Below are 16,517 nucleotides of genomic sequence, written 5' to 3'. Positions count from 1 at the left end.
CGCCCGCGCCGGGGATCGACACGGTCCCCGGCGCAATTCATGATTGGACTGATGCCGGACGACAGGACCGACCCCGAGAACCGCCCCTCTCCCGACGCGCTGCTGGAGCATGCCGAGCGCGAGGGTCGCGGCCGCCTGCGCATATTTCTCGGCGCAGCGCCCGGCGTCGGCAAGACCTACGAGATGCTGATGGCGGGCCGCGCCCGCCGCGCCGACGGCGTCGATGTCGTGATCGGCGTCGTCGAGACRCATGGCCGTAAGGAAACCCAGGCCCTGGTCGACGGCTATGAGGTGATCCCGCGCCGCCTGGTCGACTATCGCGGCCAGACCTTGGACGAGATGGACATCGACGCCATCCTGAAGCGGCACCCCGCGCTTGTCCTGGTCGACGAGCTTGCCCACACCAACGCGCCGGGCAGCCGGCACCCCAAGCGTTATCTCGACGTCCAGGAGATCCTTGCGCAAGGCATCGACGTCTACACCACGCTCAACATCCAGCATGTGGAAAGCCTGAACGACGTCGTCGCCCAGATCACCCGCGTCAGAGTGCGTGAGACGGTTCCCGATTCCATCATCGACGAGGCCGACGACATCGAGGTCATCGACCTCACCMCCGACGACCTGATCAAGCGGCTGCACGACGGCAAGGTCTATTTCCCCAACACCGCGCAGCGCGCTATCGAGAACTATTTCTCGCCGGGCAATCTGACGGCGCTGCGCGAGCTGGCCCTGCGCCGCACGGCCCAGCGCGTCGACGAGCAGCTGCTCAACCACATGCAGTCGCACGCCATTCCGGGACCGTGGGCGGCCGGCGAGCGGGTTCTCGTCTGCGTCGACTCGCGGCCAGGCGGGGCGGCCCGCATCCGCTATGCGCGAAGGCTCGCCGACCGGCTGCGCGCGCCCTGGACGGCGCTGCACGTCGACACGCCGCGCCTCGCGGGCCTGTCCGAGGAGGACAAGGACCGCCTGGCCAGGAACCTGCGCCTCGCCGAGCAGCTCGGCGCCGAGATCGCCACCATTCCCGGTCAGAACGTCGCCCAGGACATCGTGCGCCACGCGACGGCGAACAACTTCACCCATATCGTCATCGGCCGGCCGACCCGCTCGCGCTGGCGCGAGCTGATCGAGGGCTCGCTCACCTATGACCTGATCCGCAATGCCGGCGACATCAGCGTCCACGTCATCTCGGGCGCCGAGCGCGATGACGACGCTCCGCCGGCACGGGTGAAGGCGGCGCCCGAGCAGAAACCTTTCCAGATCTGGCCCTATCTGTTCTCGACGGCCTATGTCGCCGGCGCGCTGGCCGTCAGCTCGATCCTCGACCAGTTCCTCGACGTCCGCAATCTCGCCAGCGTCCTGCTTCTGGCGGTGCTGACATCGGCCGTGACATTCGGGCTCTGGCCGGCGCTCTATGCCTGTTTCCTCTCCGCGCTTGCCTTCAACTTCTTCTTCCTCGAACCGCGTTACACGCTGACGATCAGGGACCCGGAAAGCATCGTTGCCTTTGCCGTTTTCCTCGTCGTCGCCGTCATCGCCAGCAACCTGACGGCGCGGGTGCAGCGCCAGGCGGTCGCCGCGCGCTCGCGGGCGCGCGCCACCGAGGACATCTACTCCTTCTCCAAGAAGCTCGCCGGCGCGGGCACGCTCGACGATGTTCTATGGGCCACCGCCTTCCAGATCGCCTCGATGCTGAAGGTCCGCGTCGTGCTGCTTTTGCCGGAAAACGGCACCATCACCGTCAAGGCCGGCTATCCGCCGGACGACACCCTGGCTGAGGCCGATATCGCGGCCGCGCGCTGGGCCTGGGAGCACAACCGCGCCGCCGGCCGCGGCGCCGACACCTTGCCCGGCGCAAAACGCCTCTATCTCCCCTTGCGCACCGGACGAACCGCGATCGGCGTCGTCGGCCTCGACAATGACAAGCAGGGTCCGCTGCTCACGCCTGAGCAGCAGCGTTTGCTCGACGCCCTCGCCGATCAGGCTGCCGTCGCCATCGAGCGCGTACAGCTCGTCGCCGATGTCGACCGTGCCAGGCTTGCGGCTGAAGCCGACCGGCTGYGCTCGGCGCTGCTCACCTCCATCTCGCATGATCTGAAGACGCCGCTTGCCGCGATCATGGGCGCGGCCGGCACGCTGAAGGAATTCGCGCCGGCGCTTCCGGAAARGGACCGCGCGGAGCTTCTGTCGACGGTTGTCAGCGAGTCCGAGCGGCTGAACCGCTTCATCGCCAACCTGCTCGACATGACCAGGATCGAGTCGGGCGCGATGGAACCGAATTCGGCGCTCCATTATGTCGGCGATGTCGTCGGCTCGGCGCTGAACCGGGCGCAGAAGATCACGGCCGAGCACAGAATAGAGACCGACATCCCGGCCGACCTGCCAATGCTCAAGCTCGATCCCGTGCTGTTCGAGCAGGCGCTGTTCAACCTGCTCGACAATGCCGCCAAATACGCCTTGCCCGGGTCTGCCATCCGCCTGCAGGCCTGGGTCGACAGCGGCGCTGTCATCCTGCAGGTGATGGATGAGGGGCCGGGTATCCCGCCCGATGACCTGGAGCGGATATTCGATACCTTCTACCGCGTGCGCAAACGCGATCAGGTGCGCGCCGGCACCGGTCTCGGTCTGTCGATCAGCCGCGGCTTCATCGAGGCGATGGGCGGCACGGTCGCGGCGGCCAACCRCACCGACCGTTCGGGCGCGATCTTCACCATCCGCATGCCGGTGCCGGCTGAGTTGCCGGCGCTCGGCGCACCGCTTACGGATGATGCGGCATGACAAACCGGACCGTCTCCATTTTGATCGTCGACGACGAGCCGCCGATCCGCAAATTGCTGCGCGTCGGCTTGGGCAGCCAGGGCTATGCGGTCTCCGAAGCGCCGAACGCCAAGGCGGCGCTCGAACTCATGCAGACCGAACGGCCGGACCYGATCCTGCTCGATCTCGGCCTTCCCGGCATGACCGGCCTCGAGTTGCTTGGCAAATGGCGCGGCGACGGGCTCGACATTCCGGTCGTCGTTCTCTCCAGCCGCACCGACGAGGCCGGTATCGTCGCGGCGCTCGAGCTCGGCGCCGACGACTACGTGACCAAGCCCTTCGGCATGAACGAGCTCGTCGCCCGCATCCGCGTGGCGCTGCGCCACAAATTCCAGCAGCAGGGCGAGAAGCCTGTGTTCCATACCGGCGACCTCTCGGTCGATCTGGTGAAGCGGATCGTCAAGGTCGAGGGCAAGGAAGTGAAACTGTCGCCCAAGGAATACGACATCCTGCGCATGCTCGTGCAATATGCCGGCAAGGTGCTCACCCACCAGTTCCTGATGAAGCAGATCTGGAACGACTCGACCGACGTGCAATATCTCAGGGTCTACGTGCRCCAGCTGCGGCAGAAGATCGAGAAGACGCCTGACCAGCCGCGCTACATCATCACCGAGACCGGCGTGGGATACCGTTTGCGCGAGGTTGAGTAGGTTCGACGGAGTCTCTATCGAAGCCCCTGTCCAAGGTCAGGGCGAGCGAAGCTCCTGGTGAGACGATCAGAAGGATGCTGTGGCGTCGCGTTCCTTCACACCCCCCTCTGTCCCGCCAGCGTTTCAGATTTCTGCCCGCCGCAGCGCTCTTCTGTCGAAGGCAGTATCCTGGCAGTGCAGACCGATCAATCCGCCGACAAATCCGCCGTCCGCGCAAGCGCGCTTCCAAAACCGTTGAGCGAGATGGTGAAGGAGATCGGCTGCATGGTGTCGGCGGCGATTGCGTTGATCTTCAGCGTGGTGCCGTTCTGCAGAAGCGGCGTGGTATCGGCGTCGAACGTCACCGGCACAAGGCAACCCACCGCCTGGCATGTGTTGAACTGCAGCGTCCCGTCCAGCTTCTTGTCGTCGATCTCGAGCGAGATGCCGTTGGCGAGCGCAAGCCCGAAGGGCAGCGCCAGCGTGCCGGCGGAGTCCTGGCCGGTTTTGGTCGTCAATTCGATCGCCAGCAGCCGCTGGCCGCTCTRCTTATTGAACTGCTGATGCGACAGGCTGCAGACCTTGTTAGTGCCGGTGACCTGGCAGTTGACCGTCCAGTCGCCATGCGTTTCCGACAGCGCCGAGGCGCCGCCCGGCAGCTGCGGCTTGGCCGTCGCGTCGGCGGGCTTGGCCGCGGGCGCCGCCTTGTCGCTCTTGTTCTGCGCGGCAAACCCGGCCGCCGGCACACCGGCAATGCAGGCGGCTGCCAGCATCGCCGCGATAGACGCGTACTTGGTCCTCATGACATCCCTTCTTGGCCGTCGTCCCGCGTCAGCTAGAAGCTGACCTTGAGAGACGCGCTGACCGCGTTCTGCTTGACCGTTTCCCCGAAGGCGCCGTTGTACCTGACCGCCAGGCCGACGCCGTTGACGCCATTGAGCTCCAGCCCCGCGCCGACCCGATAGAGCGGCGAATCGATGGCCTCCGTCAAGTGCAATGCCGGGTTRCCGGGGAGATTCTCGGCGGCGGCGAAACGCCCCTCGATCTCCCACTGCTTGGTGGAGAACTCGACGCCGGCCTTCCCGTAGATGCGGAAACTGGCGATGTCGCTGACCGGGATGTCGGCGCCGACCTCCAGCGCCGGCGTCACGGCATAGAACATGTTGTCGCTGCCGTCGAAGCTGAAGGCGGCGACCGAGCCCTCCTCCTTGCCGGAGACGTCGAGCCAGCGCGCGTCGAACTGGAGYGTCGGCTGCAGGTAGAAAGCGCCCATCTGATGCGTCATGCCGACCCGCGCCGAACCCCCGAACTGGGAGGTATCCTGATTGTAGGTGACGCTGTTGCCGATGCCGTCGAGCAGCTCCTCGGGCAGATAGACGCCGTCCAGCGTCTCGCCGGGAATGAAGCCGACCTGATCGATATGGGTGTCGCGCTCGCCCTTGAAGGAGCCGGTGCCGCCGCCGAGCGCGAAGTCGGCGAAGTAGTTGTTGTTCTCGTACTTGGCCAGCGCATAGGYCTGCCAGGATTCGCCCTTTGTGTCCGACAGCTCATCGCCGTTGAAGGCGATCTTGGAATCATACTCGGTGCGGCCGATCGTGGCGCCGAGCGACCAATTGTGCCCTACCTCGGCGATGCCGCCCAACGACATGGTCTTCAACGTATCGTCCCGGCTGGTGGTGCCGGCGCCGGCATTCCTGCTGTATTCGGCCTGCGGGGTGATGGTGCCCCAGATACAGCGGTCGTCGGTATTCTTGTAGGCCGCGACGCCGGTGCATTCATGCGCCTGGTCGAGCATGGTGTCGGTGGAGYGGTTGATCATGTCGAAGGTGTGCACGGCATAGTGCGGGGTGAGCCGCGTCAGCGCCGCGCCCAGCTCCGCCTCGGTCTGCGAAAAGCGCAGCATGTTGATCAGCCGCGCCATCGGATTGTCCGGGCTCGAGGCGGCCTCGACGTCGTCGAGATACTGCGCCATCTGGAACACGCCGGGATCCGTCGTGCCGGRGCCCGGATCCTGCGCCAGCTCGAGGAAGGTCGGGTTGTCGGCGTAGAGCACAAGGTCGGTGCCGTTGTCGACACGGGTCAGGAAGTTGAAGCCGACCGCCGGATGCAACGTCTGCGCCGTGATGCCGGAATCCGTCATCGCCGAGCCCGTCGCCAGCGTGTATTGCGTGAACAGCTTGTCGATCGACAGGAAGTTGAGCGGCGCCGTGCCGGCGAAATCGCCCGTCTCCGTCAAGGTCAGCTTGTCGGTGATCTGGTTGTCGAGGTCGATATCGGTGACGAAGGAGCCGGTATTGTCCTGGGTCCAGCCGCCGGTGACGTCGACCGTCGCCACCACGCCGATGCCCTGGTTGGTCATCAGGCCCTGGTTCTTGAACATCCCGCCGGCGCCGAGATTGATCGATTTAAGACCGACGAACGAGGAATCGGCGAAATTGTCGAACTCGTTGATGCCGCCGCCGAGATCGACATTGCCGATCACGCGGCCGAGGCCGACGATGCTCTTCTGGTTCTTGAAGGTATCGTTGCCCGAGGTGCCGGTGACCGCGAGCGGGCTGAACTGGTCGAGCAGCGATTCCAGGATCGCATCGTCCGGCACGACGGGACCGGGCGCCAGGAGCGAGGCGCTGAAGGCCGCCAGTTTCGATTGCATGATCGAGAAGGTCGGCGTCGCGCCCATCRCATAGAGCAGGCTGTTGTTGTTGACGGTGTTGTCCTGTCCGCCCACCAGCATGACGGCAACGCCGGTGCTGGAACCGCCGATCGTGTACTGGCCCTTGAGATCGATGGTGATGTTGCCCTTGGTGCCCTGCGCCGTGCTCTCGCCATAGGCCGCCACCGAGTCGGCGCCCTGCGCGAACAGGCTGCCGCCGGCGGTYAGATGGACGAGGTTGGAGTTGCCCTGGCCGGTGGCGCTCTGGCCGAACATCGCATAGGAGCTAGCGCCCTTCACCCAGACCTGGCTGTCGGTGCTGGCTGTCGCCGCCGCCGCGTCGCCGATACCGCCTTGCGAGCCGGCCGCCGACTGGTTCATGTCGAGCGAGGAATTGCCGCCCGCGCCACCGCCGCCACCGACCGCCTGGGCGACGATGCCATGCGCGCGGTCGCCATCGGTCTCGATCGCGCCCGACTGGATGATGGTGACCGTGCCGCCGGTGCCCTTGGTGCCGCCCGGCGTGTTGAAGCCGATGGCATTCGGCCCGCCGCCGTCGTCATCGGCGCCGAAGCGGCCGAAGCCCGCGCCGCCGAAACCGCCGCCGCCGCCGACCGATTGCGCGATGATGGCGATGGAATCCTTGCCGTGCGTGATGATCTCGCCGGTGCGGGTCACCGTCACGTCGCCGCCGTCGCCGCCATTGCCGCCAAGGCCGCCGATGGCCAGTGCGTTCGAGGCCTTGCCGCTGGCGTCGCCGCCATAACCGCCGCCGCCGCCGATCGACTGCGCCACCACGCCATGGGCGCGCGCGCCGAACGTCTCGATCTTGCCGGAGACGTCGACCTCGACCTTGCCGCCATTGCCGCCGCTGCCGCCGAAGCCGCCGATCTGCAGCGCCACCGAGCTGTCGCCGGCCGTGTCGGCCGTAACGGTTCCGCCGTAGCCGCCGCCGCCGCCGATCGACTGGGCGAAAATGCCGATCGCGCCGTCCTTGTTGGTGGTGATGACGCCGTCATTGTTGACGATGACATGGCCGCCATTAGCGCCGTCGCCGGCCGGCAGGGAAACCGCGCCGCCGATGCTCATGTCGGCCGTCGAAGCGCTGGCCGCTGCGCCCGAGGCGCCGCCGCCGCCGCCGACCGATTGCGCGAAGATGCCATGCGAAAGATAGCCGTAGGTCGTGATCTCGCCGTGGTTGTCGACGGTGACGTCGCCGCCGCGGCTGCCCGAGCCCCCGATGCCGCCGATCGACAGGTTGACCGCGACGTCCTCGGCCTCGCCGGTCTCGGTCGAGCCGCTGCCGGCCGCGCCGCCGCCGCCGCCGATCGACTGTGCGAAGACGCCGTAGGAATTGTCGCCGTTGGTGACGATCTGGCCGCTCGCATTGTTGATCACATGGACGAACTTGCCGATGCCGCCGTCGCCGCCGAGACCGCCGAGCGATGCCGCGATCGAAACCTTGGCGTCCGCCGATGTCGAGGCGGCCGCGCCGCCGACGCCGCCGCTGCCGCCGATCGACTGCGCCATGATGCCGTGCGAGTTGGCCATGTCGGTCTCGATGATGCCGCTGTTGGTGACATGCACCTCGCCGCCGTCGCCGCCGCCGGCGCCCAGCCCGCCCATCGAGAACTTGACATCGACCGTGCCGCCGTCGCTTCCGGTGCTCTTGCCCGCGCCGCCTGAACCGCCGCCGCCGCCGATCGACTGCGCGAAGACGCCGATCGAGTTCTCCCGCTTGGTCCAGATGAAGCCGTTCGAATTGTTGGTGACTTCGACGAGCGCGCCGTTGCCGGCGCTGCCGCCGCCGCCGGCGATGGCGCCGCCAATGGCGTATTCGGCCGTGGCGCCGGCCGAGGCCGAGCCGCCGACGCCACCGCCGCCGCCGATCGAACTGGCGCTGATGCCGTAGGAGAAAGCGCCGTCGGTGATGATCCAGTTGTTGTTGGTGACGGAAACCTCGCCGCCATTGCCGGCCGTGCCGCCCGGAAGGGCGAGAGCCACGCCGATCGAAACCGAGGTCGAGCCTTCGTCGCCGGAGCCGATATCGCCGCCTACGGTTTCGTCCGAAGCCGACGCGGCGCCCGCCGCGCCACCGCCGCCGCCAACCGACATCGCCATGATGCCAGTGGAGCCAAAGCCTGAGGTGAGGATGATGCCTGTGTTGTTGACCGTGACCTTCATGGCGTCGGCGGCGCCGCCGCCGGAGCCGGCGAGACCCATGTTGACGCTGACGCTGGTCTGGCTGGTGCCACCGATATTGTAGGACTTGGCCGTGCTGGAGCCGCCGATGCCGCCACCGCCGCCGATCGACTGCGCCATGATGCCGGACGAGAAGGCGCCGGTCGTGGTCAGATTGCCCGAATTGATGACATCGACCGTGTTGCCGTAGCCGCCCTTGCCGCCGCTGCCGCCCATGGCAAAGTTTGCGTTGACGGTGACGCCATCGCCGCCGCCCAGGGAAGCCGAGCCGCCGGTGCTGGTGCCGCCATTACCGCCGCCGCCGCCGATCGACTGCGCCACGATGGCGCTGGAGGAATCGCCGTCCGTGGAGACGGTCATCGCATTGGTGACGTGCACATCGCCCGCGTTGTTGCACTTGGTCGGATCGTCGTCGATGCACCCGCCCCCCTTGCCGCCGATGTTGACGGTCGCCGTCACCGTCACGCTGTTGCCGTAACCGCCCGCGCCGCCGAACGTGTCGCCGCCATTGYCGCCGCCGCCGCCGACCGACTGCGCCAGGATGCCGACGGCCTGGAAGCCATGCGTGATGATCTGGCCGCCGCCGACCAAGCCGGACTCGACCGTGACTTTGTTGCCCTGGCCGCCGTTGCCGCCGCTGCCGCCGATGGCGACGCCGACATTGATCGTGACCTCGTCGCTGACCGCGCCGGCGATCGAGGTGGCGCGTCCGCCATTGCCGCCGCCGCCGCCGATCGACTGCGCCACGATGCCGCCCGAGCCGTCAGCGTCGGTCAGCGATACGATCTTGCCGTTGGCCTTGACGAACACCTCGCCGCCCGAACCGCCGTCGCCGCCGCTGCCGCCGACGGTCACCGCCACGGCCGCGGATGCATAGAGCCCGGCGCTGAAGGCGCCGGCGACGGCCTTGCCGCCATTGCCGCCGCCGCCGCCGATGGCCTGCGCGATGATGCCCTTGGCGCCCATGCCGCTGACGGTGATGTCGCCGGTATGGTCGACCGTGACCTTCATGGCGTCGCGGCCCGCGCCGCCATCGCCGCCGACGGCGACGCCGACGCCGACGAAAGCGCCGACCGACACCGCGCCGGCATTGCCGCCATTGCCGCCGCCGCCGCCGACCGATTGCGCCATGATGCCGTGGGCGAGGTCGCCCTTGGTCGTGATGTTGGCGGTGTTGGTGACCTCGACCTCGGCGCCGTTGCCGCCGCCGCCGCCCTTGCCGCCGACGCCGACCGCGGTGAACAGGCCGCCGGCCCCCGCCAGGCCGCCGTCGCCGCCGCCGCCGCCGATCGCCTGGGCCAGGATGCCGACCGACAGATCTTCATTGGTCTGGATCACGCCCGAATTGGTCACGGTGACCTTCATCGCGCTGCCGCCGTCCGCGGCCGCGCCGCCGACCGCGAGCGAAGGCCCGCCGACGGCGATCGAGAAGCCGCCCGAGCCGCCGCCGCCGCCGATCGACTGCGCCTGGATACCGTGCGACTGGATTCCGTCGGTGGTGATGTCGGCGCCATTGGTGACGTCGACGGTGTTGCCATTGCCGCCGCCGGCGCCGTTGCCGGCGATGCCGACATTGAGCGACAGGCTGCCGGCTATGCTGCCGCCGCCCGTGCCGCCGCCGCCGCCCACCGACTGGGCGAGGATGCCCGTCGAATGGTCCTTCATCGTATGGATGGTGCCGTCGTCGATGTCGACGGTGACGGTGTTCGACGCGCCCGCCGCGCCGCCCTTGCCGCCGACACCGACGGAGGCGCCGGCGGCGAGGTTGAACGAGAAGCCGCCATTGCCGCCACCGCCGCCGATCGACTGCACGACGAGCCCGGCCGAATTCACTTCATGCGTGGTGATGGTCGTGCTGGCGGAATGGTATTCGACGGCGCCTGCCCCGCCGCCGCCGGCGCCGTTCCCGCCGACGCCGACGGTGATGCCGGCGCTCAGGCCGATGACGCCGCCGCCATTGCCGCCGCCGCCGCCGATCGACTGCACGATGATGCCGGCCGAGCGCTCGCCGAAGGTCTCGACCGAGCCGTTATAGGTCGTGTGGACAGCAACGCCGGCACCCGCCGCTCCCGCGCCGCCGCCGATGCCGACGGTTGCTATCGCCGCGAATGTCCCGGCGAAGCCGCCATTGCCGCCGCCACCACCGATCGACTGCACGATCAGGCCGGCCGAATCCGCGCCATGCGTGGTGATGGACTGCGTCCCGCCATCGGGCGAGCGGAAGAAGACCTCGCCGCCGTCGCCCCCTTTGCTGCCCGAGCCGCCGACACCCACGGTGGCGCCGAAGCTGCCGGCAACGACGAAGCCGCCATTGCCGCCGCCRCCGCCCAGCGACTGCGCGATGATGCCGGCCGACCGCTCCTTGAAGGTCTCGACACTGCCGCCCGAGGTCACGTCGACCTTCTTGCCGGCGCCGCCGGCGGCGCCCTGGCCCCCGACGCCGACCGCAACCACGCCGGCGCCGCTCAGCGCAAAGCCGCCATTGCCGCCGCCGCCACCGACCGATTGCGCGAGGATGCCCGTGGAATCGCTGCCGTTCGTCGTCACCTTGGCGTTGGCGATGTTGTAGGTCACCACGTCGCCGTCGCCGCCGGCGGAGCCGCTGCCGCCGATGGCGACCGATGCGATCGTGCCGATGGCGAAGCTGCCGCCGCCATTGCCGCCGCCACCGCCGACCGATTGCGCGAGGATGCCGATTGCCGAATTGCCGGTCGTGCTGACGACCGCGCCCGCGCCGGCCTGGTTCACGTTGACGGCGCCRCCGTTGCCGCCCGTGCCGCCGCCACCGCCGATCGCCACCGCGATATTGGCGCCCGCCGAAAGCGCGAAGCCGCCGTTGCCGCCGCCGCCGCCGACCGACTGGGCAAGAACACCATGCGCGCCGTCGCCGCTGCCGTCCGCCCCCGTGGTGATCGTGCCGCCGACATTGGCATTGACGGTGCCGCCCTTGCCGCCGCCGCCGCCCGTGCCGCCGATTGAGACCACGCCGGCCGCGCCGCCGCCGTCGCCGCCGCCGCCGCCGATCGATTCGACGAGCATGCCGATGGCGCCGACGCCGTTGGTCTTGATCGTGCCCGTGTTGGTGCCGGTGGCGGTGCTGCCGTCATTGCCCGCGGCGCCCGACCCGCCCCCGCCGAACAGTCCGAAAGCACCGCCGCCGTCGCCCCCGCCGCCACCCACCGACTGAACGACCATGCCGCTGGCATAGTCGCCCATCGTTGTGATGTTGCCCGAGTTCTTGCCGTCCACCGTGCCGCCGATCGTCGGCACGCCGCCATTGCCGCCGCCGCCGGCGATCAGGCCGCCGCCGCCGGCGCCATCGCCGCCGACGCCGCCGGCGGAACGCACGAGAATGCCCTTCGAGAACGCCCCTTGCGTGAGGATCGTGCCGGCATTGTCGACCGAGGCGGGACCGCCGTAGCCACCAGCTCCGCCATCGCCGCCATCGCCGCTGCCGATCGCTCCGGCAAAGCCGCCGTCGCCGCCATTGCCGCCATCCGAGATGGCGCTGATGCCATTGGAGAAGTCGCCGGTCGTGGTTATGTCGCTGCTGGAGGTGGTGGTGACGGTGGCCGTGCCGCCATTGCCGCCGCGGCCGCCGACGCCGCCATCCGACAGGCCCAGAGAAGCGGCGAATCCTCCATCGCCGCCGTTGCCGCCGCTTGCGTTGGCGATGATGCCATCGGCGGATCCGCCTGACGTCTGCAGCACGGCGGTGTTGGTGATGTCGACGACGCCGCCGGGCCCGCCATCTCCGCCGTCGCCGCCCTCGAGTTCGACAAAGGGCGGGATCGCGRTGGCGTGGATGACGGTCCCGCCGTCGCCGCCGTCGCCGCCCTTGGCGCTGCCGACAAAGGCAGCCGTTCCCACAGTGGAGATGGGAGCATTGTTGGTGAAGGTGGAATTTCCGCCGGGGTCGCCGTTCTCGCCGTCCGAATCGCCGAAGGCATTGGCGCCATCGTCGCCAGGCGCCCCGTCATTGTTGATCACCACCTGCGCATGGGCAGAGCCGCAATGGACGGAAAGCCCGGCCAGAGCCGTCGCGCCGAGCAGAAAACCGAGACGGCCCGCCAGGACCGCGGCCCGRCCGATGCTCAGGTTGAAATCGCCGGCTCCTGTTCCCCTGGCACCGGACCGATGATCCGCAATGCACAACGCACATTGCGCGCGCTGATTCGAAAACAGCGACATGCCCCACCCCTCGTCGTGATCGCGCTCACCACCCTTAAGTCAGCGCCACGTCCCTTGCGGCTTGCAGGCCGCGTCATGCCCGTCCAAGTCGATACACCGCCCGGTTGATGAGCGATGCCTTCTTTAGGATATCCTAACTTTTTGGTTGTGGAAGCCAAAAACTTACGTAAGGGACACTGACCAAATCGCACGGCGTTTGCCAGTCGTCATATGACGACAATCGCGCGGCTTCCGTGAGCCGCATCACGCTTTGCAGTCAGCCATGGCGTTATTGGCCGCCCGCACTATATGAAATGCATGGTTTTTCGTATGGGAGCCGCGCGGATGCTTCGTCACTCTCTGGCTGTTCTGGCTGGCGCCATGCTGGCGGCCGCGATTTCTCAGGTCGCGCCGTCTTATGCGCAAATCGTCATCCCGACGAACCGCAACGCATTGGTGCAACAGAATGAGCTGCAGCAATTGCAGAACAGGTTGCAGCGGCAGCAGTACCAGCAGCAACAGCAGATCTATCGCGAGCTGGACCGGCCGACCCCGCCCAGGAGCCAGCCCGATGTGCCGGTATATGACAAGACATGCCGGATGGAAGCGGTTGGCAACACGATTTCCAGGGTTTGCCGCTGACATTTTGTTTTTTTCAGTTTATTAGCCGACTTWCTTGCTGGCAAAATGGCGGATTGCAAGGGCGGTGGTTTTAGAGCAATTCCAGGAAAAGTGTGACACGGTTTTCCGTCAGGAATTGCGTCAGGACAGAGAAATAGAGCGGTTCGCCGTTTCGACGAAACGGTGAGACRCCGCGCGGACAGCATGYGGCAAAACGCTGCTCTCACCGGAATTTGGGATGRCAACGACCAAAAAGAAAGCAGTTCGCAAAGCCAGGAAAGGCCAACGGATCCGCCAAGTGGCGGCCATTCCGTATCGGTTGGGGRAAGACGGCAGCCTCGAAGTGCTGCTGGTCACCTCGCGCACCACGCGGCGCTTCATCGTGCCGAAGGGTTGGCCGATGAAGGGCAAGAGCGGTCGCAAGGCGGCAACGATCGAAGCCCAGGAAGAAGCGGGCGTTCTGGGCAAGGCGCTGAAGCAGCCGGCCGGCACCTATTCCTATTGGAAACGCATGACCAACGGCTTCATTCGCGTCGATGTGGCGGTCTACCTGCTGCAGGTCACCGAGGAGCTCGCCGACTGGCGGGAAGCCGCGAACCGGCAGCGCGCATGGCTGCCGGCGGCAGATGCCGCATTGCTCATCGACGAGCCGGAGCTTTCGACGCTGTTGCGGGATTTGACCGTTCCGGCGGCGGCATAGGCAATCCCTGTTCGGTGTCGTTCGGAAGGGGCGCGGCGTGGCGGTGCAGGCACAGAGYCATTCCCTGGTCAGCCGCCTCTGTTTCGTTCGCCTTCCCGCGATTGTTCCGCGGTTTCGAGTGGCCCTCATTCGCTGCTTGACTCATACATATCCCAACGGTTATACGTCAATTAATAGCCAACGGGTTATTGATTGGAATGACGACCGCGCATGACATGCTGTTCAGGACGCTTGYCGATCCGACGCGGCGCGCCATCTTCGAACGTCTGTGCCGCCAGGGCGAGCAGACGGTCGGGGCGCTGACCGCGCAGGCCGGYGTATCGCAGCCGGCGGTGTCGAAGCATCTCGGCGTCCTCAAGGAGGCGGGTCTGGTGCGCGACCGCCATGAAGGGCGCCAGACCCATTACAGCGCCCAGCTCAAGGCGCTTGCGCCCTTGATGGACTGGACGCGCGACATGGCGGGATTTTGGGAAAGCCGGTTCGACGACCTGGAAGACCTGCTCAAAAGGATGGATCAATGAATGAAGCCGCAACGCGCTCCGTCATCGTCGAGCGCGAGATACCTTTTCCGCCGGAAAAGATCTGGCGCGCGCTCACCCAGCCGCATCTCATCGAGGAGTGGCTGATGAAGAACGACTTCAAGCCGGCCGTGGACCACCGCTTCAGCCTGAACGCGGAATGGGGCGGTGTCGACTGCCAGGTGCGGGCGGTCGAGCCCAACAGGACCCTATCCTACAGYTGGGACACCAAGGACCTCGAGAGCGTGGTCACCTGGACGCTCACCCCGACGGGCACGGGCACGCATCTGCGCATGGAGCAGATCGGCTTCCGCACGGATCAGAAGCCGTATTATCGCGGCGCCACGGTTGGCTGGAAGCGCAACTTCACGGCCCTGGAGCAGCTGCTTTCGCGGATCGATTGACGTCCGCCGAAGCTTCAAAAGACAAACACGGTCCTGGCGGGGCGGCAAACCGCAGGCRTAAGCAATGGAGACAGGAAATGAAGATCAAGCTGACCAGCATCTATGTCGACGACCAGGAAAAGGCGCTCGGCTTCTACACCGACGTGCTGGGCTTCACCAGGAAGRCCGACTTCACCAACGGACCGTTTCGCTGGCTAACTGTCGTCTCGCCGGACGACCCTGACGGCACCGAGCTGCAGCTGGCGCTCAACGACAATCCGGCCGCAAAAACCTATCAGCAGGCCATCTTCAAGCAGGGCCAGCCGGCGCTGATGCTGTTCACCGACGACGTCAAGGCCGACCATGAGCGCATCAAGGCCAATGGCGGCACCTTCGCCATGGCGCCGACCGCGGTGACGGGCGCCACCATCGCGCAGCTCAACGACACCTGCGGCAACCTCGTTCAGCTCTCGCAGCTGGCGCGCTGGTAGGCAGCTCGATCCGTCTCGTCATTTGCAAGGGAGGTTAGATTGAACTGGAGCAAATGGATCAGGCAGCTTCACCGCTGGCTGTCGATCATCTTCACCGTCACCGTCATTGCCAATTTCGCCGCCATGACCATGGGTCCGCCGCCCGCCTGGATCGTCTATTCGCCGTTGATCCCGCTTTTCCTGCTGCTGTTCWGCGGGCTCTACATGTTCGTGCTGCCCTATACCGGCAGGCAGCGCGGTGAGCCGGCGGGCGAGCGCACGGGATCGGCCTGATGGCGAAGGCGAAATCGAAGGCTGCCGGGTCCGCGAACGCGAAACCTGCCCTGCTTTCAGGCGGCAACCCGCAGATCGCCAAGGGCTATGGCGACGCTCCCGTGCAGGCCTACATCGCGGCGATGCCGGGCTGGAAGAGCGAGGTCGGGCGCCGGCTCGACCAACTCATCATGGACGCCGTCCCCGAGGTGCAGAAGGCCGTCAAATGGAACTCTCCATTCTACGGCATGGAAGGCGAAGGCTGGTTCCTCGGCATCCACTGCTTCGCCAGATACATCAAGGTGGCGTTCTTCCGAGGCCTGTCGCTGGAGCCCGTGCCGCCGGTCGAATCCAGGAGCAAGGACACACGCTATCTCCACATCCATGAGAACGATCGGCTCGACGAGGCGCAGTTCGTCTCCTGGGTGAAGCAGGCAAGCCAGTTGCCCGGTGAACGGATGTAAGCGCGGCAACGATCAAGCGCCGTCTCCCTGAAAGAGACACGATTGCAATTTCCATTCAGCCGCGGGAGAACCGAACATGGAAAAAGACGGCGCCCAGGGCGAGAAGTCTCCATCCGAGCTGATCGATGCGAGGATCGATGAACTCGGCGACTGGCGCGGAGAGACGCTTGYCCGGCTCCGCGCCCTGATCCGRCAAGCCGCGCCCGAAGCGGTCGAGACGTGGAAATGGCGCGGCGTGYCGGTCTGGGAGGATGCCGGCATGATCTGCACCGGCGAGACCTACAAGGCCGTCGTCAAGCTGACCTTCGCCAGGGGCGCGGCGCTGCCCGATCCCAAAAAACTCTTCAACTCCAGCCTTGAAGGCAATACCAGGCGCGCCATCGATTTCAAGGAAGGCGACACGATCGACGCCGACGCCCTGAAGGCGCTCGTCCGCGAAGCCGTGAGCCTCAACAGATCGAAGACCAAACGCTGAGAGGCGGCGACCGAGGGGCGTTATCGGATTGATTTTGCCGAATTTTACTTCGGCGCGCTCGCACCGGGGATATTTACTATGCGCCAAATATCGCCATCACGCGGCGTAAACGTCCTTCAGTTGCTGAGCAATAATTCATGAAACA

12 protein-coding genes are annotated in these 16,517 nt (G+C 66.6%); 10 read left to right on the top strand and 2 right to left on the bottom strand.

Going from position 1 to position 16,517, the window contains the following annotated elements; all coding sequences use genetic code 11:
* Nucleotides 1-51: 51 nt before the first annotated feature.
* On the top strand, nucleotides 52-2,775 hold the full coding sequence (locus LCM4576_RS14670; RefSeq protein ID WP_071033145.1) for a sensor histidine kinase KdpD: 2,724 nt from the start codon (nucleotides 52-54) through the stop codon (nucleotides 2,773-2,775).
* Nucleotides 2,772-3,464: a response regulator transcription factor gene (locus tag LCM4576_RS14665; protein ID WP_071032719.1), complete on the top strand. Its 693-nt coding sequence runs from the start codon at nucleotides 2,772-2,774 to the stop codon at nucleotides 3,462-3,464. Before LCM4576_RS14670 ends, LCM4576_RS14665 begins: the two co-directional genes overlap by 4 nt.
* A gap of 185 nt (nucleotides 3,465-3,649) precedes the next feature.
* On the opposite strand, the gene LCM4576_RS14660 is transcribed toward LCM4576_RS14665, so the two are convergent.
* Together LCM4576_RS14660 and LCM4576_RS14655 are read right to left on the bottom strand one after the other, a co-directional pair.
* Nucleotides 3,650-4,246, bottom strand: coding sequence for an invasion associated locus B family protein (locus LCM4576_RS14660; protein ID WP_071032718.1), 597 nt, complete (start codon nucleotides 4,244-4,246; stop codon nucleotides 3,650-3,652).
* Nucleotides 4,247-4,278: 32 nt separating this feature from the next.
* Nucleotides 4,279-12,489 carry an autotransporter outer membrane beta-barrel domain-containing protein gene (locus LCM4576_RS14655; RefSeq protein ID WP_244510804.1) on the bottom strand — a complete coding sequence of 2,737 codons (8,211 nt, stop codon included), beginning with the start codon at nucleotides 12,487-12,489 and terminating at the stop codon, nucleotides 4,279-4,281.
* Nucleotides 12,490-12,813: 324 nt separating this feature from the next.
* On the opposite strand from LCM4576_RS14655, the gene LCM4576_RS14650 reads away from it, so the two are divergent.
* The 8 genes from LCM4576_RS14650 to LCM4576_RS14615 all read left to right on the top strand — a co-directional run bounded on the left by LCM4576_RS14650 (nucleotide 12,814) and on the right by LCM4576_RS14615 (nucleotide 16,372).
* Entirely contained in the window at nucleotides 12,814-13,110 is a 297-nt protein-coding gene (locus tag LCM4576_RS14650; RefSeq protein ID WP_082369999.1) for a hypothetical protein, read from the top strand.
* A gap of 217 nt (nucleotides 13,111-13,327) precedes the next feature.
* Entirely contained in the window at nucleotides 13,328-13,789 is a 462-nt protein-coding gene (locus LCM4576_RS14645) for an NUDIX hydrolase (protein ID WP_071032717.1), read from the top strand.
* 197 nt (nucleotides 13,790-13,986) lie between these two features.
* On the top strand, nucleotides 13,987-14,310 hold the full coding sequence (locus LCM4576_RS14640) for a helix-turn-helix transcriptional regulator (RefSeq protein ID WP_071032716.1): 324 nt from the start codon (nucleotides 13,987-13,989) through the stop codon (nucleotides 14,308-14,310).
* Nucleotides 14,307-14,711 carry an SRPBCC domain-containing protein gene (locus LCM4576_RS14635; RefSeq protein ID WP_071032715.1) on the top strand — a complete coding sequence of 135 codons (405 nt, stop codon included), beginning with the start codon at nucleotides 14,307-14,309 and terminating at the stop codon, nucleotides 14,709-14,711. Before LCM4576_RS14640 ends, LCM4576_RS14635 begins: the two co-directional genes overlap by 4 nt.
* A 77-nt stretch (nucleotides 14,712-14,788) precedes the next feature.
* Nucleotides 14,789-15,181 carry a VOC family protein gene (locus LCM4576_RS14630; protein ID WP_071032714.1) on the top strand — a complete coding sequence of 131 codons (393 nt, stop codon included), beginning with the start codon at nucleotides 14,789-14,791 and terminating at the stop codon, nucleotides 15,179-15,181.
* Nucleotides 15,182-15,220: 39 nt separating this feature from the next.
* Nucleotides 15,221-15,454 (top strand): hypothetical protein, encoded by a 234-nt coding sequence (locus LCM4576_RS14625; protein WP_071032713.1) that lies wholly within the window; start codon nucleotides 15,221-15,223, stop codon nucleotides 15,452-15,454.
* A complete protein-coding gene (locus LCM4576_RS14620; RefSeq protein ID WP_071032712.1) occupies nucleotides 15,454-15,897 on the top strand; it encodes a DUF1801 domain-containing protein in 444 nt (147 codons plus the stop codon). The genes LCM4576_RS14625 and LCM4576_RS14620 overlap by 1 nt, the downstream gene beginning before the upstream one ends.
* Before the next feature lie 76 nt (nucleotides 15,898-15,973).
* Nucleotides 15,974-16,372 (top strand): DUF1801 domain-containing protein, encoded by a 399-nt coding sequence (locus tag LCM4576_RS14615; RefSeq protein ID WP_071032711.1) that lies wholly within the window; start codon nucleotides 15,974-15,976, stop codon nucleotides 16,370-16,372.
* Nucleotides 16,373-16,517: the final 145 nt, after the last annotated feature.

Source organism: Mesorhizobium sp. LCM 4576, from assembly GCF_001854815.1.
Lineage (GTDB): Bacteria > Pseudomonadota > Alphaproteobacteria > Rhizobiales > Rhizobiaceae > Mesorhizobium > Mesorhizobium plurifarium.
This window is presented reverse-complemented; position numbering and strand designations above follow the sequence as displayed.